Origin of the sequence: Photobacterium sp. GB-36 (assembly GCF_003026135.1) — a bacterium.
Classification (GTDB): domain Bacteria; phylum Pseudomonadota; class Gammaproteobacteria; order Enterobacterales; family Vibrionaceae; genus Photobacterium.
Map to the genome: position 1 here is coordinate 181,600 of NZ_PYNY01000004.1, position 18,469 is coordinate 200,068.

Annotated in this window: 17 protein-coding genes and 2 tRNA genes; 5 read left to right on the top strand and 14 right to left on the bottom strand. The window is 40.2% G+C overall.

Annotated features, from left to right (window positions below):
- Positions 1–32: 32 nt before the first annotated feature.
- The 6 genes from C9J46_RS05535 to C9J46_RS05560 form a co-directional block, all read right to left on the bottom strand.
- Complete coding sequence (locus C9J46_RS05535; RefSeq protein ID WP_107246464.1) at positions 33–1,184, bottom strand: ABC transporter permease; 1,152 nt, start codon at positions 1,182–1,184, stop codon at positions 33–35.
- Positions 1,185–2,354 carry an ABC transporter permease gene (locus C9J46_RS05540; protein WP_107207333.1) on the bottom strand — a complete coding sequence of 390 codons (1,170 nt, stop codon included), beginning with the start codon at positions 2,352–2,354 and terminating at the stop codon, positions 1,185–1,187.
- 1 nt (position 2,355) lies between these two features.
- The gene (locus tag C9J46_RS05545) at positions 2,356–3,333 is read right to left on the bottom strand and encodes an HlyD family secretion protein (RefSeq protein WP_107207334.1); all 978 of its coding nucleotides are present in this window, start codon (positions 3,331–3,333) and stop codon (positions 2,356–2,358) included.
- A 5-nt stretch (positions 3,334–3,338) separates the two neighbouring features.
- Positions 3,339–4,766 (bottom strand): TolC family protein, encoded by a 1,428-nt coding sequence (locus C9J46_RS05550; protein ID WP_107246466.1) that lies wholly within the window; start codon positions 4,764–4,766, stop codon positions 3,339–3,341.
- A gap of 259 nt (positions 4,767–5,025) precedes the next feature.
- A complete protein-coding gene (locus tag C9J46_RS05555; protein ID WP_045083083.1) occupies positions 5,026–5,487 on the bottom strand; it encodes a TetR/AcrR family transcriptional regulator in 462 nt (153 codons plus the stop codon).
- A 220-nt stretch (positions 5,488–5,707) separates the two neighbouring features.
- The gene (locus tag C9J46_RS05560; RefSeq protein ID WP_107207336.1) at positions 5,708–6,409 is read right to left on the bottom strand and encodes a murein L,D-transpeptidase family protein; all 702 of its coding nucleotides are present in this window, start codon (positions 6,407–6,409) and stop codon (positions 5,708–5,710) included.
- A 256-nt stretch (positions 6,410–6,665) separates the two neighbouring features.
- On the opposite strand from C9J46_RS05560, the gene C9J46_RS05565 reads away from it, so the two are divergent.
- The 3 genes from C9J46_RS05565 (at position 6,666) to C9J46_RS05575 (ending at position 10,355) form a co-directional block, all read left to right on the top strand.
- The gene (locus tag C9J46_RS05565; RefSeq protein WP_107290643.1) at positions 6,666–7,928 is read left to right on the top strand and encodes a leucine-rich repeat-containing protein kinase family protein; all 1,263 of its coding nucleotides are present in this window, start codon (positions 6,666–6,668) and stop codon (positions 7,926–7,928) included.
- Positions 7,929–8,257: 329 nt separating this feature from the next.
- Positions 8,258–9,910 carry an AMP-binding protein gene (locus C9J46_RS05570; protein ID WP_107207338.1) on the top strand — a complete coding sequence of 551 codons (1,653 nt, stop codon included), beginning with the start codon at positions 8,258–8,260 and terminating at the stop codon, positions 9,908–9,910.
- 340 nt (positions 9,911–10,250) lie between these two features.
- Complete coding sequence (locus tag C9J46_RS05575) at positions 10,251–10,355, top strand: 30S ribosomal protein THX (protein ID WP_005366407.1); 105 nt, start codon at positions 10,251–10,253, stop codon at positions 10,353–10,355.
- An 80-nt stretch (positions 10,356–10,435) separates the two neighbouring features.
- Here the strand turns inward: C9J46_RS05575 and C9J46_RS05580 are convergent, their stop codons facing one another.
- Entirely contained in the window at positions 10,436–11,092 is a 657-nt protein-coding gene (locus tag C9J46_RS05580) for a pyridoxamine 5'-phosphate oxidase family protein (protein ID WP_107207339.1), read from the bottom strand.
- A 91-nt stretch (positions 11,093–11,183) separates the two neighbouring features.
- Between C9J46_RS05580 and C9J46_RS05585 the strand changes: the two genes are divergently transcribed.
- Together C9J46_RS05585 and C9J46_RS05590 are read left to right on the top strand one after the other, a co-directional pair.
- Entirely contained in the window at positions 11,184–12,659 is a 1,476-nt protein-coding gene (locus C9J46_RS05585; protein WP_199190629.1) for a PLP-dependent aminotransferase family protein, read from the top strand.
- Positions 12,643–12,957, top strand: a complete 315-nt coding sequence (locus C9J46_RS05590) for a cupin domain-containing protein (RefSeq protein ID WP_107207341.1) — start codon at positions 12,643–12,645, stop codon at positions 12,955–12,957. The genes C9J46_RS05585 and C9J46_RS05590 overlap by 17 nt, the downstream gene beginning before the upstream one ends.
- A gap of 158 nt (positions 12,958–13,115) precedes the next feature.
- Here the strand turns inward: C9J46_RS05590 and C9J46_RS05595 are convergent.
- The 7 genes from C9J46_RS05595 to C9J46_RS05625 all read right to left on the bottom strand — a co-directional run bounded on the left by C9J46_RS05595 (position 13,116) and on the right by C9J46_RS05625 (position 18,464).
- A tRNA-Asp gene (locus C9J46_RS05595) sits at positions 13,116–13,192 on the bottom strand.
- A gap of 39 nt (positions 13,193–13,231) precedes the next feature.
- Positions 13,232–13,322 (bottom strand) — tRNA-Ser (locus C9J46_RS05600).
- A 135-nt stretch (positions 13,323–13,457) separates the two neighbouring features.
- On the bottom strand, positions 13,458–14,114 hold the full coding sequence (locus tag C9J46_RS05605) for a hypothetical protein (protein WP_052955886.1): 657 nt from the start codon (positions 14,112–14,114) through the stop codon (positions 13,458–13,460).
- 20 nt (positions 14,115–14,134) lie between these two features.
- Positions 14,135–15,313 carry a toxic anion resistance protein gene (locus C9J46_RS05610; RefSeq protein ID WP_105061550.1) on the bottom strand — a complete coding sequence of 393 codons (1,179 nt, stop codon included), beginning with the start codon at positions 15,311–15,313 and terminating at the stop codon, positions 14,135–14,137.
- Positions 15,314–15,322: 9 nt separating this feature from the next.
- Entirely contained in the window at positions 15,323–16,132 is an 810-nt protein-coding gene (locus C9J46_RS05615) for a hypothetical protein (protein ID WP_107290645.1), read from the bottom strand.
- An 11-nt stretch (positions 16,133–16,143) separates the two neighbouring features.
- Positions 16,144–17,670 (bottom strand): phosphate ABC transporter substrate-binding/OmpA family protein, encoded by a 1,527-nt coding sequence (locus C9J46_RS05620; RefSeq protein WP_107290646.1) that lies wholly within the window; start codon positions 17,668–17,670, stop codon positions 16,144–16,146.
- 14 nt (positions 17,671–17,684) lie between these two features.
- On the bottom strand, positions 17,685–18,464 hold the full coding sequence (locus tag C9J46_RS05625) for a VWA domain-containing protein (protein WP_045148438.1): 780 nt from the start codon (positions 18,462–18,464) through the stop codon (positions 17,685–17,687).
- Positions 18,465–18,469 lie beyond the last annotated feature (5 nt).

Here is an 18,469-nt window from a genome sequence, read left to right on the forward strand (position 1 = left end):
ACCTTTTTTGTTTCTGCTGAATTATTATTGGCTTAACGACTTGCCTTTCGTGCTCGTGACATTAACCAAAATGCTAAAGCACCAAAACCTAATGCTTGTAACCATAATTGCTGCCACCAACCAATCATTTGAGCAAAGCTTGCGCCCATCTGATTTAAACCAAGAAAACCATTAATAGCAGCCGTTGACGGTGCTAACTGGGTTAACTCTCGTAGTAATGTTGGCAATTCAGAGGTTGGCCAAATAAAGCCTGCGGTAAACACTAAAGGTAATGAGCTTAATAACACCACCAGCGTGACTAACTCAGAACGTGGAATCAACTGTCCTAATACCATTCCCAACATGATTACCGCTAACAAAAAGGCAATCGTCATGGCAAAAAGATCAGGAATAGACGCCAGTCGATTTACTCCATAATAGGTGAAGGTAAAACCGAAATAGTACGCGGCTAAAACCAAATAAATCACGACAAAGATAAACGCCCTTACCGCCATAATCATCCATACTGGATATTCAGACCAATAACCACTTTTACCTGCCGCCCGCGCTTCATTTTCTGATGCACCGACCATACCGACACCAATTAACAATGTCTGATGTAAGATCAATACAAAAACAGCAGGAACAACATAATTAATGTAGCCCATCGTGACATTAAACACTGGACGCATGTTTAACTTCATTGCACTGTACTGTTCGGTCGCTTGAACGAAGTTATCCCCCTTTAAAACAAGATGGTTTATCTTCGCCTTTACACCTAAATCAGTGCCTGCAGCGCTTAATCCTTCCACAATGGTACCGTATACCAAGAACAATGCCGCATTACCTGCATATGCCAGTGTTGGGCTAGTCCCTAACATCACGTCTTTGTAGAAATCATGGGGGATCACTAAAATCCCTTCTACTTGACGATCAAGTAACGCTTGTTTTGCCGCATCAATACTACCTAAGTGCTGAGTAATATGAACCTGGGGTGTGGCATCAGCCATACGGATCAATTCACGACTCATCTGGGTTTGATCAAGATCAACCACGGCAACCTTCTGATCGCGAGGGATCTCATTGCTATAAGGTAGCGGATATAAGAACGAGTAAAAAACTACGCCGCCAAATACTGTAAACACCAAAGAAACATTCGTAAAAATGGCTTTTAGTTCATGCTTAAATAAATTTAACCAGCTCATCTAGGCATCCCCTTTTACAGCATCGCCACTTAATGCTTTACGGCGATGGAATAACATCAACATCACTGCTAATACCATTGCAACCATAAAACACGACAAAACAAACAATTGATGAGATGCCTGATACCACCCCGTCCCATAATCAACTTGCTGTAATTGCACTTCAATATAATGACTTACAGGTAGTAAGCTACGCCACATTTTGGCAATTACAGGCATATCAGTGGCAGGGAAAGTGATCCCCATAAAGGCAAAGGCAGGGGCTGTAAATGCCGCGGCAAAACTCATGGCACGTGGTACTTCCATCGCAAGGAAATAGATAAAAGCCCCCATACTTTGACACGCCAGCACCATTAACAATTGCGCGACAATCAAGATATGCCAATCACCATGCATCGGCCAATCCAATGCTACGTACATCCACCACAAGAACAGCAAGCCTTGGATCAAAAATAACCCAGTATAAGCAGCTAATTTACCCAGTAACTTAGAAACAGGTGACGTTTGTAACCACTTCCATAGTCCTTGTGTTCTCGCTTCATAGGCAATAGCTAATACCGTTGTGGCCACAATCAAGATCTGCCAGATAGACGGGATAATGGCAGAAACCAAAAACTGTCCATAATGGCTATTACTGTTAAATAACGGTGTAATTTGCCCACGAATAGGCACCGCTTGCCCCATCGCTTGCAACGGCACTGGTGCCCCTGTCGCCATATTCTTAACGGTTTCAACCCCTGCATTGAATGTGCCTTCAGCCAGCAGCATTGCAGAGTTGATCAATTTACCTATTAAAATAAATTGTCCATTATAAAACGTGGTGATCTGTGGCGAAAAACCAAGCTTGGTGTCTTTTTCAAAATTATCTGGGATCACCACCATGGCATAGATTTCATTGGCTCGCATCGCTTCACTGCCCTGATCTGGGCTCGTGAATTGACGTGTAACAGCCATTGTCGGGCTGGCATCCACATAACGAGTAAAATGACGAGACAACTGGCTATGATCAAGGTCGACAACACCAACAGGTAAGTTATGCGCTATACCCGTAGAAAAAATAGCCCACATAGTGAGAAATAGCACCGCAGGTAACCACAGTGTTAATGCTCGTAACCAGCCATCTTTCCATATGTTTCGCCATTCTTGCTTCACATACTGAAAGCTATTCATATTACTGCTCTACAATCACGCTCATGCCTACGCGCAAGCCATCAATTGGTTGTGTTGGACGTGCTTCCACTTCAAACGTACGCATATCAAAACCTTTCGCCGTGTCTGTTGCACGCCACGTAGCAAAATCACCCATTACCGCAACGTGTGTTACTTTAAATGAATAGGTTTTATCACCTAATGCAGGAATGGTTACGTTAAACTCTTTACCTTCTTGGTAATCTTTTAGCTTATCTTCTCGCACATTAAAGACAGCCCACGCATCGTTAATATCAATAATATTCACCACAGGAAAACCTTGTGGTGCTAGTTCACCATCATGCAGCAGCACTTGTGAAACTTCCCCTTGGTGCCAACTAGAGATCTTGGTATCAGCAACATACGCTTCTACTTCGGCCACTGCTCCTGCAGCCATTTTCACTTTCTCTTGTGCTGCACGCTTCGTTTCTACTCGTGCACCTTCTTTGGCCATCTCATACATCTGGTATGCTGCACTTTCGGTATATTGTGCCGCTTGCCATTGTGTGAAAGCTTCATCGCGTTTTTGCTCTGCAATCACGCCATCTTTATAAAGGTTATTGACACGGACATAAGTCGTTTTCATCAATTTCGCCGCCGCCGTCGCTTTACGCCATTGATCTTCTGCAGCTGCAATTTGCTGACGTCGCGCGCCTTTTTCCGCTTCTTCTGCCAACGCACCAGCCGCTTGCTCACCCGCTTTTGCTTGTTCTAACTTGGCATCAATTTCCGGACTTAAAATGGTAAAAATAAGTTGTCCCGGTTTAACTTCATCGCCTTTACGAACAAGTACTTGGTCAATACGCCCCGGTACTTTTGAGGAAATATTATATTGCTGCGCTTCAATCTGACCTTGCATACGTTCAGGTTGAGGCTGGTAAGCATGCCAGAAGGTGTAACCCAACCAACCCACAACAGCAATTACAGGAACCGCTACTGCTATAGACTTCAACTTACTCATAACAATTAAACCTCTATACCTTGATATTTCTGATAATTATTAAAGGTGTTCATTTCACCGCTTACCGCAAGTAAACGAGTTAAACACATAACATATTGATAGGCCGCAGCAAGTCGCTGGGTTTTAACGGCGGATAAATACAGTTCAGCGTCAACCACATCCAGTGACGTTGATAACCCTTGGCTAAACGCTTTTTCTCGTAGACGAATATTTTCTTTTGCTAATGCAAGACTCGATTGTAAACCGTTATATTCTTCGACTGCTTGATTAGCTTCTCGATAGGTTTTCTCAACTAACACAGTCAGATCTTGCTCAGCTTGCGCACGTAAATGATTCACTTGTGTCACCATCGAATGCGCGGCTTTTACCTTACCTGAACGGCCAGAGCTGTCGAGAAGCGGAACACTAACACCAATACCTACAGCCCAATCAGGTGCCATTTTAGCGGCAAGAGAGTCGCTTTCGTAAAGGTTATAATCACCGTACAAATAGACTTCTGGATAATACTTGCCTTTCTCTACATCAATTAAGCCATCAGCCTGTTTACGCTTAGCATCCAAAATATGTAAACCAGGGTAACTTGCTAACGTTTTATTTATAAACGCCGACATGGGCGGTAAAGAACTATTAATAAACAAATTAGTAGTAGGTACAGTGGTACTCGATTGCTGCAGTAGTCTTGTTAGCGCAACTTGCGCAATTTCTAAATCACGCACTGATTTTTGTGCGTCAACTTTTGCTTTATCGTAAGCCGCTTCTGCTTGTAGACGTTCAACTTTTGCAATTTGACCTTGCTGCTCTAGTTTAAGCGCATGTTCGTAATGACGTTTTAGCCCTGCTTCAACCTCTTTACGTGTTTCGACAACATTTTTTGCTAAAACAACACCAAAGTAAAAGCGGGATAAATCTTCAAATTTAGCCTGTTGCATCATGGCAAGCATGTATTTCGCTTCTTCTGTTTGTCCTTTAGCAATATCTTGTGCCGCACTAATACGACCACCAGTGAAAATAGGCCAAATAGCACGAACAGAACTGGTTAGCACATCACGATCTGCAATCGTTGACGTTAGTGCAGAATTAAGGTCTAGGCCTGTCACTTTAGTAAGCTCGGCAATAATTTTTGTTAATTCTTGCCCCGCTGCTGTGGATGATACAGGCATACTGCCAAATAAATCTGAAGGTGACAGTTTTACATCTTGATCCAAACGGGTGTAATTTGCACCAATCGTCACAGTTGGCAAATATAAGTCACTTGCCGCATCTTGCATGTACTCTGCTTGCTCAACACTTGAACGTCCGGCCGCCAAACCATCATTCTTCGTCACGACAGTATGCCACGCATCACTAAACGCAATGGGTGATGCATAAATACTCGGTGTGATCGCTAGCAAAGCGATAGCCAGTGGTTTAACCATAAATGGTTTTATTCTCATAAGGTAACCCTTTGATACCAGTTTTTCTTAATGCTTTTTTATTCTAGAGCAATAACTCTAAAACAAAACAATTTTTTATGTATAGAGCCATCTTGCTTTATCGATAAACTGTATGAATATTATTCAGATAATGCGAATAATAACAGCATACTCTTATTGCGTTATTGTTATTACTAAAGATATAAAAAAACCCACTGTCAAGCGGGTTTAATATGGGATCACATCATAGTATTGATTAAACAAATACCCAAATAATGATCTATCGAGCTAAACGAATCAACGAGCGCCCTAATAAGCGTTCTAATTCATCAATACTTTGCTGACCGTAACGCTGCTCACAAAGAGTAAATAAGCGTTCAATTCCACGGTGGGCAAACTCATGTGATGTTTCTGCAGAAGAAATATGATGGAAGAGTAAGCGTAAAATTGCACGGAATTTTTCATCATCAAGCGCAACTGACCAGCTTGCAGAAAATGCTGCTAAATCGTCTGTTAAATCAAGCTTATCTACAAACAGCTGATAGATACGCCCATCAAGTGCATGCGCAAAGTCTTGTTTCTTTGGGAAATGATGGCTAATACCGGTACGAGAGATCCCTGTTTGATTACTTAACGTGGTGTATGACATTTTGTCGTAACCTAAGGTAAGAATTTGATCAATTACAGCATCCATAATCGTTTGAATGGTTATCTCTGTATCTTCTTTACTTCGCTTTGGCATAATGAGTTGACTCTATTGTAATCATTTTATGCAACAGTACGATTTCAATAATTATCCTTCATTGAAATCAGTGGCTAGTATTAGTATTACAAAATGTGATTCCCTTAACTAGCGCTAACTCACATTTTTAGCGACATCATGTTGTATCTGGTTAAAAAGCGCCAAATCAAATGTAATTATTTACTTTACAAGCCATTTACTAAATAGAACAGTCCACCAATTAGCGACCAAACTTTTTCGCTTGTTGTTCAATATTACGATAAAGGATCTGGGTCCAAAACGGTTGATTCACTGACGCCAGCAACTTCCCTTTTTTCGGGTCGTGTGGGCTAATAACCACCTCAATATTCTCAAGCCCTGTTCTTTGGGCGAGTAAAAATAGTTCTTCAATACTATAATCGCCCATGGCTAAACAGCCTGTCGATGCTTGTTTACCATGAATGAAAATATTACTACCTGGAGACGTTCTGCCTTCTAATTTTGCGTATTTACGATCAAAAGCATTCGGGTAATCTAGCTTCATCGAAAGGTGAAAGCGACTATTGGGATTCAATAAAGAAACACGATAAATACCTTCAGGAACTTGTTTATCACCTTCCCGTAGTTTAGGTCCTTTTTTACCGCTTATTTTCTCGATATTGTAACGCTTAACGTAAGACCACTTACCTTTCTCTTCTGCCCAAAGTTCTACTGACATCTCTTCTTTCATCGCAAAGAGTGCAATATTTTTCGGAGGGTAAGATAAACCAGCTTGTTCAAAATAACGTTTCATCCTTGGCTCAACGAAAGGAGAGTAACGCTTCATTACATCATCAACGGTTCGTGTACCTGCAGGAGGGTAAGTTGAGTACGAATAAGCTGCTTGAACATCAGTAACAGCAGTGAACATAACCAATAATGGCAATAACGCTATTTTAAACACAAAACCCTCGGTACTTGCAGTGTCATCTTTGGAAATAAACGAAATCAGTAACAGATATCATCAAAAGTAGGCGCTAGTGTACTGGCGTTTTGCCGTGGCGCAACCGATAGTGTGGACATTTTACAACAAAATATTGCACATTATTTACACTTCTAGATAAGTCATTAAAATACCTATCGCTATTTCGTTAATTGGCATTCACCCTACACAAGGTACAATAGAGACAATACTCTTCATATAATTAGGTATACAGATTTTGCATACGTTAGAACAACTACGCTCTGGTGAACTGGCGCATATTTCCCGACTAAAAATTTCGCAGCAATTAACCACATTTCCTCTCGAAATTCTTTCGCTAGCAAATAGTTTGGAAATCCTAGATTTAACGGATAACAAACTGAGCCAGTTACCTGACGACTTTGCCAAGCTAACCAAGCTGCGCATTGTGTTTATGTCAAATAACTGCTTTACCGAGTTACCGAAGGTCTTAGGGGCTTGCCCAAACTTAGAAATGATCGGGTTTAAATCAAACCAGATCACTACCGTTGATGAAACATCGTTACCTCAAAAACTGCGGTGGCTGATTTTAACCGATAATAATATCGCTCAATTACCACAAAGTTTAGGATTACGCCCCCGCCTGCAGAAACTTGCATTAGCAGGTAATCAACTCACAGAATTGCCAACCACAATGGATCAACTACATAATTTAGAGTTAATCCGTTTATCTGCTAACCGCTTACAAACATTTCCAACTCAACTGCTTAATTTGCCAAAACTCGCGTGGCTGGCCTTTTCTGGTAATGATTTTAATCGCCATCAGCAGGTAAACAATACATTGCCTGAAGTGGTACCGAATGATTACACGTTACGATCAGTGCTAGGGCAAGGCGCATCTGGCGTTATTTCATTAGCCGAATGGAAAAATAATACCCATCAACTGGCAGCAGATATCGCAGTTAAAGTTTTTAAAGGTGAGGTGACGTCTGACGGTTACCCGCAAGATGAATTAAACGCTTGTCTCAAAACAGGCCGTCACCCAAACCTTGTAGAGTCATTAGCACACGTTACAGACCCCAAACATTTAGCGCTGGTTATGGCATTAATCCCTGCGCACTTTAAAAACTTAGGCTTACCACCAACGTTTGAAACCTGTACGCGCGATACCTTTCCTAACGGCTTTACGTTAACCATTGAGCAAATCACAAAAATAGTGTCACAAATGACAAACGTGATTGAACATATGCAAAACCAAGGTGTGGCTCATGGTGATATTTATGCCCATAACGTCCTCTTTGATGAGCATGCCAATATTCTGGTTGGCGATTTTGGTGCAGCTTCCATTTACGATGATTTACCTCTAATAATACAGCAACAAATCAAAACCATCGAAAACCGAGCATTAGGTTATTTCATTGAAGATTTACTCAGTATTTGTGAATCACAAGATCGCACGTCATCGCGTTATCAAACACTCTACCAAAAGGCGCAAAATTACATTCAGTTGTCATCTTTTTAAGCGACAATAAAAGTACTTTTTTATTATCGCCTTTATCAACAACAAAACAAACATGATCGTGTTAACAAATCTGATACAAAGTCATTAATTTATTCTATAAATAATCAGAATTGTTTTCATACAAGCGTTTTAAATAATTGATTGATTTTATAATAATAAATACCCGAGTCACTCACCAGAACTTAAAATATTGTCTGTTTAGCTCACTGATTTTCCTTACGCAACACCTTGACTAGCACCTAAAATACGCTTTAAATTTAACATTATAATAACAAACGATGTCATCGAACGATTTCATCCTTGTAGCAAACCATTTAAGGGAAACTAATATGGCTCAACTGCTACCCAATGACATGATCCTACAATGGGCAGAAGAACGTCCTACTGATATCTATCTTCGCCAAATTATCAACCGTGAATTTGTTGACTACACCTATGCAGATGTTGCAGATAAGGCTTTACGTCTAGTCAGCGCCTTTCGTGCACTGGGGATCCAACCGGGCGAGCGTATTGCTCTCGTCTCTAAAAACTGTGCGGAATGGTTTATTTGTGATTTGGCCATGATGCTAGGTAGTTATATCAGTGTTCCTATTTTCCCAACAGCTGGGGCTGATACCATTGAGCATTGCATTACTCATAGTGACAGTAAATTAGTGATTATCGGTAAACTTGATAGCCCTGATGCCATCAATAGCGTGACACAAAAGCTATCCGATATACCGACGATCTCTTTTAGCTACCCAGGAACACCTGAAGGGAAATATAATTTTTCTACGCTGATTGAACAACATGCCCCAAGCAAGGAACGTCCAGCACATACTGATGATGAATTAATGTCGATTGTTTATACATCGGGCACATCTGGACTTCCTAAAGGCGCGATGCTGACCTATGGCGCTTTTGCTTGGGCATCACATCAAATAATCAATCATATTGGATTAGGTGAAACAGAGCGGTTATTTTCTTATCTCCCACTCGCACACATAACTGAGCGGGTTTACATTTTTGGTTCATCCATCATGTCTGGTCTTCAAGTGGCATTTCCTGAGTCTCTTGATACCTTTATCGATGATGTAAAAATGCACCGCCCTACTATTTTTGTTTCTGTCCCGCGTTTATGGACGCTTTTCCAACAACGAATTCAAGAGAAACTACCACCAGCCAAACTGAATCTGTTACTTAAGATTCCATTTATTTCTGGCTTAATAAAGCGCAAGCTCGCTGATGGTTTAGGGCTTAACGAAGCGCGAGTATTAGGCTGTGGTTCTGCTCCCGTTTCTGCGGGTTTATTACGTTGGTATGAAAGTATTGGCCTCAATATTACCGAAGCTTGGGGTATGACAGAATCTTTTGCCTATAGCACATTAAACCACCCATACCGTAGTGACAAAGTCGGTAGTGTTGGTAATGCAGGCCCAGGCGTTGAACTGAAAATTGCCGCAGATGATGAGATATTAGTACGTAGTAAAGGCCTATTTGCCGGTTATTACAATAATGATGCTGCAACCAAAGAAAGCTTTGATAGCGAAGGCTGGTTACATACTGGTGATATCGGTTTTATTGATGAAGATGGTTACCTCACCATCCAAGGTCGTAAAAAAGATACCTTCAAAACGGCTAAAGGGAAATTCGTCTCGCCCGTACCAATTGAGAAACGTCTGTTTGAACTTAGTAACGTCGAGATGATGTGTTTAGTCGGTTCTGGAATGCCAGCCCCTATTTTATTAGCACTCCCGCATCACTTCCCTAACTTTGATCGTAAACGTTACGAGAAACGCGTTCATCATGTAATAGAAACGATTAATCGCGAGCTAGAGTCTCACGCAAAGATCAAAGGTGTGTTAATGATCAAAGAGCCTTGGTCAATTGAGAATGGTATTTTAACACCAACCCTTAAAATTAAACGTCATGTACTCGAGCAAAAATACTCGGATATTGGACATGATTGGCCTAGCGATACATTGGTACGCTGGGAGGAATAAATTTATATAGAATAGAGTAACAAAAGCCTGATAACGCCTTCCAGCATTAAGTTATCAGGCTTTTTTTCTTACTCGTTAAGAAATGACTTAAAATAATTAGCGCTAGTTTTCATCTCCTCGCTAGCGTTATTTTCAATCTAATGAGCACATTCCTTAATTCTCTTTTGTTGCTTATTAAATAGCGAAAACAATTGCCATTATTTCTTATTAAAGACGCGAACTTTGTATAATTTAATTTACAGTATCAATAACTTAGCTGCAAAGCTGTCACTTGCACTAATAAAGAAAATATTTATCATACAAATATCTTCTTTGTTCTATTAATAATTAAGGATTTACAATGGCTAAGGGCGATATGAAAACATGTAAAGGCAAACGTCGTGCACATTCACATGGTAATGCACGTTTAACGACAGAAGGTCAAAGAAAGCATCATCAAGCATAATTTGACCTAAATCGATCTTGCTAATACTCCGAAAACTAAGTCCAGTAATCTATATCTGGACTTAGTTTTTCTGATCGTGTTTATTTATACCATCGATTTCCATACGCTAAAGAATAATCAGGTTGATCGATTCCACTGGCCATTTTCTCATCATCTTGTAATGGGCCAATCACCGTTTTATAAGGAATAATTCCTGCCCAAACGGATAAATCCATATCTCGTTCATCATCATTTACTCCATTACAGCCAATTTTTACTGACGCCTCTGTTAATGGCATCATGAGTAATTCCGTCGCAGTAAGTTCTTTTTCATTACCTTGTCGTACACATTCACTTCGTCCCGGTGCGATTTGCTCAATAAAGTGGTTCAGTAACGCATTTTTATATTGGTTATCATCAATAGCATCAAACTGTCCAAAGACCATTGCTGAGCGATAATGGGCACTATGATGAAATGCAGAACGTGCAAGTACCCAACCATCAAATAACGTAAATGTTAAACAGCAAGATTTCCCCATTTTTAACGCGCGAATTAAACGGCTATTTTTAGCCCCATGGACATAGATATTATTATCAACTCGCCATACCAGCATCGGAATAACAATAGGTTGCTCATTTTGCTCAATAGCAATATGTGCAAGTAAGCTTTCGTCAATTATTTGATAGAGCTTTTCTGTCTCGAAAACGGCTTTATTCGGATTTTTCTTTATCGTCGTTCTATTTGTGCTTGATAACATCGCAATCTCTCCTATTGTTCCACAATTACACTTCCTTCTGATAGACATAACATCAAACTTTGGTACTGTAGGTAAGAGCCAGTTTTGAATAATGGATGGATCCAGTTTGACATTAATTGATACCGGAGATTTAACCCTTTGCCATCATCAAGGCTCGCGCCAGCAGAGTTTGTTTAATGCTATTCGCGATAAAATCACCCAAGGATATTGGCCGAAGAACAGTAAGTTGCCATCAACTCGTCATCTAGCACAAATACTCGATGTCAGTCGTAATACGATTATTGCCACATACGACCAACTTGTTGCTGAAGGTTATATTTGTAGCCAAGCAGGTAGCGGTTTTTATGTCGCAGCCACCCTACCAGATCATTACCTCACGACAACGAGCAGTGAAGATTCACTTAAACAACCCACAACCAAACAACAAATAAACACAACGAATAATGCCTTTGCTCCTGGCGTACCAGATCTTGCCGCATTTCCTAGAAAAAAGTGGCAACGTCTTTATCTACAACAGTTTGATCGAACACAGTTTCTTGGTTGTAACGATCTACAAGGTGAGTGGGAGTTTAGAGAAGTATTAACGCATTACTTGAAAACATCACGCTCTGTCGATGTCACCGCCGATAGGATCATTTCAACATCGGGGGCACAACAAGCATTAATCATGGCAATAATGGCAAGCACTCAGCCTAACGATATAGTCCTTGTTGAAAATCCCGGTTATGCTCAAATGCGTAAAGTGGTTAACTTATGCAATGTAAAAATAGCACCGCTTTCAGTGACTCCATTCGATGGAATTAACCTTCAACAGTTATCGAAAACAAAAGCGAAAGCCATTTACATTACCCCCAGCAACCAATATCCATTAGGCACAACACTTAATATCTCTCAACGGATCCAATTACTAAAGTGGGCAAGCCAACATAATGTGACCATTATTGAAGATGATTACGACAGTGAATTTCAATATGCTCACCGCCCTTATCCTTCCTTACAAGGACTTGCAGCTCAAACCAATATCAATGTGAATATCATCTATATTGGTACTTTTAGTAAAGTGATGTGCAACAGTATTCGTCTTGGTTATATGGTCGTCCCTCAAGCTCTTCTTCCTCGTTACCTTGAGATAAAAGATGCTCTCAGCGGTGAAACGCAAGCCCAGCTTCAATTAGCAATGACGGAGTTTATTCATCACGGACACTTGCTTCGTCACATTCGGAAAATGCGCCGGCTATACCAAGCAAAACATCAACAAATGCTCCAAAGTATTAAAGACGGTTTTGGCCAGCAATGGGAAGTGATCAGTCAAGCTGCGGGGCTTCATATTACCGTAAGATGGCACCAGAACGTCTGTGAAAAACAATTTTGTGAAGAGGCTTTTCAGCACAATATTATTGTACGACCACTGAGTTATTATGAGCTGCCGAATACTATTCGAAACTGGCAGGGTATTGTACTTGGCTTTGGTAATACCTCCATTGATGACATACCAGTATTGATTGAGAACTTGAAAACTTGCTTCAACCACCTGTTAACGGAAAACAGACATGATGAATATTTTTAGTCAATTACCCGCTAAACTTGATAATGAAGAGTTTACCGACTTACTTAAAACCGATTCGGTACGAATTGAGCGCATTGTCTCGCAAGGACATATAACACCAGTAGATGAATGGTACGATCAATCTGAAAATGAATGGGTTATCGTATTAGAAGGAAGAGCTGAAGTGAGTTTTACCAATGGTGAAATTAAACGTATAGAAAAAGGCGATCACCTTTATATTCCAGCTCACCAAAAGCACCGCGTAAGTTGGACAGAACCAAATAAACTGACGATTTGGTTAGCGGTATTTTTTAATTAACAAGATCACCACACTAAGACAGCATTATGTTAGCGAAAAGCAGTGCGGACATTCCTGCGGGACTCTCGACCTCGGCTAGGTGCATCAATACATGCCAACAACAGCTTAAATTTTAGATACAAAAAAGCCCCGTCATTTCTGACGGGGCTTCGTTGTATTGGCGGAGCGGACGGGACTCGAACCCGCGACCCCCGGCGTGACAGGCCGGTATTCTAACCAACTGAACTACCGCTCCAATTCTTTATGAAACCCGATAAATCGAATCTCTAGAATATGGCGGAGAGATAGGGATTTGAACCCTAGATACGCTATAAACGTATGCCGGTTTTCAAGACCGGTGCTTTCAACCACTCAGCCATCTCTCCGTAAGTGCCGCGAATAATACCTAGCAATCACTCACCTGTAAAGCCTATTTTTAAACAAATCCACCATTCGTTTAAAAAACAGGCTTTAGCGCGCATTTTTACTTAAATATCATACACAAAAAGTTCTAATTTTATTTATCCTGCTAATTTTTCAGCATTAATCTGTGCTTCAAGTTTTTCTCGACCTTGAGGTGTTATACGTAAACATTCTTCAAATTGACTAAAACGCTGACTTTCAATCTGATAATAAGCCGCCAGTAAATCAGGTTCTATCCCGACTCGCTGACGCGCTTCTTTTAAACTTAAATCCATTAGTTCTGCACAATTAATGGTATCTAATGGCTGACAGTCAGAAACGTATCCAAGATGCGCCGCTTTCTTAAATACAGCAATATCATCATCAGAAAATTTATACGGCCCTGGGTATAAATATTTAGCAGCAAACGCGTACATCTTCTTTTCTGCCGTTGACATTCGATTTGATGAGCCCATCGTAAAACCAATAACAAATGCCTCATCTTTCGGTAGCATTCCCCGCCCTAATAAAAGGTGAATAACATCATGATCTTCTAAGCTAACAGCGCCATTAAATAAATTGATCCCAGGGATATCAAACTTAGGATTCTCAATTAATCTCACAATCAATGGTATATCTGCGCTGCCAGCAGCCACTGGAGCTTGAGTCGCTAAACATTCTCTAATGGTGGCATTTTCTTCTTCTAACGGTACGTACCATTTTTTCCAATGCGTGCCGTTCGCTGGTAGTAAATTTTTCTTGATTCCATTTTCCATCTTAAATTCCTTTTCAAAGATTAAAGTTCAATTAACTGAGACAAGTTCTGTTGAATGTCTTTGCCCTTTTCAGCATCTTTAATACGGCTTTCCATTTGTTCGGTTAATTGATCCATTTCTAAAATAGATTGTGCCATTTGCGGTAAAGCTTTAACTCGATACTGGCTAATATCATTTAATGCAGCATTAATATTTGAAAAGGCTTGTTTTAACTTACTGATATCTAATTGGCTCTCAGAAGCTTGTTTTTGGATACTGACCCCTTGATCTCGAAGTTGCTCACTGGTTTGTAATATCAGATCATTAGTAGTGTCATTAACAGCTTGGGTCGCATCTAATAGTTTTTTCTGATGTTGAAGTGCAATCGACATGACTGACGCTGTTTCAAGCGCAGATACCGTCACATTTATCGCGCGATCAACACCTCGAATAAGCTCGCGGTTATTTTGCATGATAACTTCAGTGGTAATCACCGCTTGCTGATTAACAGCCAATGTTTGCTGCAAATCCATCACACGCTGACGTAATGGAAATAACACCTGCTCTTGTAAAAACTTAACTTTGGTTTCTGTATTTTGGGCTGTCTCGATTGTTTGATTTACTTTCTCGTCAAGCAATTGACCAAAACGAACATAATCTTCAAGCAGAAATGTTAGCTCACGATAACGAATTTGATCGGCTTCAAGCGTGATATTGTCACGTTGTAATTGTGCTTGACCGCCTCTAAGCGATTGCACAATATCCTTAATCACCCCTTCTGCCGTTTGATAACGTGAAAACCATTTCGCTATAGGGGTTCCAACAAAAGGAAGAAAGCTGAGTAAACGTCGTATCGTGCCCATGGTAAAATCAGTACGATTGGGGTTAACCGCATTCACTTGTTGTTGCAAGTCTAATAAGCTTTTTGCTGTTCCACCACCATCTTGAGCATCATCAACTAACGTATGCAATGGGGTTTTCAATAACTGGCTACATTGAGCTAACTGACGACAACTATCTTCACCTAAAGAGGTCATCAAGTTTGTCATGTCTCGTTGCTGCGTTAAATCACGTTCGCCGATAGCTAATAACATTGAAACGGTTTCTTCTACTTTCGTACTGATTTTATCGTGAGTTTCAGGAACTGATACTGGAATATCTAAGGCTTGTTTTACCGTATCAGGCGTCGCTACTATAAGAGTCGTATTTTCCTGTGCCATTGTTCATCCTTAACGAGTACTGTATTTTTGTGCGCGCTGTGCAAGTAGACGTAACTCTTCCATTGCCGTTTCTAATTCCATTCCTTGCTGCGATGAAAGAAGCGATATTTGAGAAAGTTGCGTTGTGACACGATCAAGCTCTGTCATTGCTTGTTCGTTTTCGATTAATACGGTTGTGATATGCTGATGAGCATCTTTATAGATAACAATTCGATGCTGCAAAGCATCTATTTTTTGTTCTAATAAGATTTGAGGCGATGTGATTTGTGTTAATTGGCAATTAAGAACACTGAGTTGCTGTTGAATATAGTCAATATCAATACCTGAGACGGCTTTAGTATTTACAATCACTGTCTGCAAATTATCTAACGCTCCAACAAAGACCGCTTCAGCCATTGTGATATAGCGTGAGTACGCTAATTCGTCTTTATTTAAGACCCTATCTAATACCTGCTGGAACGCATTGAATTTTAAACCTAATTGATCAACTTGCTTTAGCGCATCTTGCTGTTTTATTTGGCTTAGCTCTTGCTTTAAATCAACCAGCGTTTGCTCTCGTTGTTGTAATAAACTGCGATGATACTTCTCAACAATAGCCTTAGCATGAGAATTATAATTAACCTTATATCCCCACAGTAATTTACTAAAGCATAATGCAGTAGCTGCAATCGTGACTCCCCAGCTCAATAACTCACCAGAGAACAATAAGCTATATACGGCTCCAATCGCGCCCACCACACCACTATATATAACAATCGGGTGTTGAATACTGTTTGAAATTACCTGATTTTTAATAGCTTGAGGCGACAGAATATCCAATCTACTTCCTTTTAATAAGTTTCACTCATCAACGCAATTTCAACGCGCATTAATCTATTGGCATAACGGCGCTGACTTTCCCCACTTAATTGAATTAATGGTTCATCACTTCCTTTACCAACAGCATGAATACGACTGGCTTCAAAGCCGAGTTGATTAACTAAATAGCTTTTTACTGCCTTTGCGCGTTTGGCTGATAACTCGATATTTAACACTTTATCACCACGTAGACCCGTATGACCTTCAACTAGAATTCGAAAATTCGGGTAATGCGATAAACTTTCAGCAGTAAGATTAAGTTGCTGCTGACCGTTTGGTGTCAGTCGCTCGCTACCACTAGAGAAAATAACTGGACGGGTTTTCAACGTGCCTATTTCACTCATATGTGCCCATTGCTTTGCACTTAATGCAGCAAATACTTGGCTAACTGGCCTGTGTGATGGTTCATTTAAAGCAATATCATTAAGTGTTTGTTGTACAGTTTGAATAGGAGGGGAATGTATTATCCTATAAGGATCATTATTGGGTAACCACTGTTGTGGCGTTGCTGATGTATCATTGATAATTGTAATAGTGCTATCGATGGTATCGAGTAGTAACTGGGATTGACTAAACCAAGCAGAGACGTTGTCGTTGAGCCCTATCCATCGTACACCGTTAAGCAACTGCTTAACTTGAGTATTCGGTAAGTCTGTAATACTTTCGAGCTCTTGAACTAATACATTAGGATTATCACGATAATATTTAAGTACCTTAAAATAGGTTGCTAATACGCGATCAAGTATTTCAGGCTTATTTTTAATCACGGTTTTATTGGCAAGAAGTACATCAACAATTAAGTTTTTCGTATCATCAGTACTAATAATGGTTTCAAAATTACCTTCGGCAAGCGCGGTTGACACGTCAGGCTCCCACAATACAGCAACATCTAATTTGCCTTCGATTAATTGTGATAACGCATCGCTTGAGCCAGCAGTCGCAACTCGTTTAACATTGTTAGATTTAAAAAGATTAAGATCGAAATGAGAAGATATCGCGCTCAGTAAGTGTTCACTGGGTGAATCATGAGTGTAACCAATCGATAAGGATTTATTCGTTTTCAAATCATTAATCGACGTAACAACATCGGTATTCGCGACAATAGCATCGCCACCATGTGACTCATCAATGACAGCTACGATACTGGCTGGGTAACGGTATACTTTACCAGATGTAATATAAGCATCCACACTTGCAACGGCAAAATCTAATTCACCGTTAGCTATACCTTCCATACGTTGGGAGTAATTAGCACCATCATCAATACAAGATAAACGATAACCTTCATTGCGTAATAATCGTCGCATTTCTTTAGAGCATAGTGGGTAATAGCCAACCCAGTTATCCATCCCTATTTTTATTACACCTTTGGTATTACGCGCATCCGATGTATCAGCATAAACATGATCATCAATATGGGGCTGTAAAAACTTATAGCTAATTAAACCCATTACCCCTAGCACTAAAATAAAAAGAGCAAACTTACTATGCTTTTGCATATATGACCTTTTTCTTAATTAAAACTAGCGACATCAAACTCTGCAGATTCTGCTAATACATTTTTTAGCCCTGCTAACAGTTTTTCTGGGTTATTAGCCGATTGGTAATAGGTGATCCCTTTTGCATTAAGCGCATGTTGCTCACCAATGCAAAAGCCTATGGTATGAATGGTAACGGGTGAGTCACGGTAGATACGATTAATCGCAGGTTGTGGGTTTTCTCCCTGGCTTGCATCACCATCGGTAACAATCACAACGTTATATTCCCCATAACCCAATTGTTTACTGGCTTGACGCTCTAATGCTGCGTAGCTCGAATCTAGAGAGCTTTTTAATGGTGTTGCACCACCAGCTGTTACGTCATAAATCGCTTGTTTTAATGTCGCTCGATTATTATTGCCAAGTGGTACACGCAATGACGCATCTTTATTATCAAAAACATATAACCCGACATTGGCTGAATTAGGAATATCGTTAATAAAAGTTTGTATTGCTTGCTTTGCCGCGACAATTTTCTTTTGCCCATTACCACAATTAGTATTATCCATCGAACCGCTACCATCAAAAATTAGTAGGTAGTTAGTCGCCAGCCAATTATCGGAAACGAGTGCATTATCATTATTTAATGCTGGCCAATCATTTTTTAATGCGTCAAATCCATATCCACTTGATGCATCTGTTTTTTTTATCTGTGCACTACTGTCTTTTGATCCTGTCGAGTTAACCCCAGAGCTCGGTTTAAAAAACACCACAGCAAAAGCAATAAGGCAGCAAGAATAAATTATAAATCTCATATCAT

Bases quoted from the DNA above. Each gene is read 5' to 3' on its own strand.
- C9J46_RS05535 (WP_107246464.1), bottom strand. From the start codon at position 1,184: ATGAGCTGGTTAAATTTATTTAAGCATGAACTAAAAGCCATTTTTACG.
- C9J46_RS05540 (WP_107207333.1), bottom strand. From the start codon at position 2,354: ATGAATAGCTTTCAGTATGTGAAGCAAGAATGGCGAAACATATGGAAA.
- C9J46_RS05545 (WP_107207334.1), bottom strand. From the start codon at position 3,333: ATGAGTAAGTTGAAGTCTATAGCAGTAGCGGTTCCTGTAATTGCTGTT.
- C9J46_RS05550 (WP_107246466.1), bottom strand. From the start codon at position 4,766: ATGAGAATAAAACCATTTATGGTTAAACCACTGGCTATCGCTTTGCTA.
- C9J46_RS05555 (WP_045083083.1), bottom strand. From the start codon at position 5,487: ATGCCAAAGCGAAGTAAAGAAGATACAGAGATAACCATTCAAACGATT.
- C9J46_RS05570 (WP_107207338.1), top strand. From the start codon at position 8,258: ATGGCTCAACTGCTACCCAATGACATGATCCTACAATGGGCAGAAGAA.
- C9J46_RS05575 (WP_005366407.1), top strand. From the start codon at position 10,251: ATGGCTAAGGGCGATATGAAAACATGTAAAGGCAAACGTCGTGCACAT.
- C9J46_RS05580 (WP_107207339.1), bottom strand. From the start codon at position 11,092: ATGTTATCAAGCACAAATAGAACGACGATAAAGAAAAATCCGAATAAA.
- C9J46_RS05585 (WP_199190629.1), top strand. From the start codon at position 11,184: ATGGATGGATCCAGTTTGACATTAATTGATACCGGAGATTTAACCCTT.
- C9J46_RS05590 (WP_107207341.1), top strand. From the start codon at position 12,643: ATGATGAATATTTTTAGTCAATTACCCGCTAAACTTGATAATGAAGAG.
- C9J46_RS05605 (WP_052955886.1), bottom strand. From the start codon at position 14,114: ATGGAAAATGGAATCAAGAAAAATTTACTACCAGCGAACGGCACGCAT.
- C9J46_RS05610 (WP_105061550.1), bottom strand. From the start codon at position 15,313: ATGGCACAGGAAAATACGACTCTTATAGTAGCGACGCCTGATACGGTA.
- C9J46_RS05620 (WP_107290646.1), bottom strand. From the start codon at position 17,670: ATGCAAAAGCATAGTAAGTTTGCTCTTTTTATTTTAGTGCTAGGGGTA.
- C9J46_RS05625 (WP_045148438.1), bottom strand. From the start codon at position 18,464: ATGAGATTTATAATTTATTCTTGCTGCCTTATTGCTTTTGCTGTGGTG.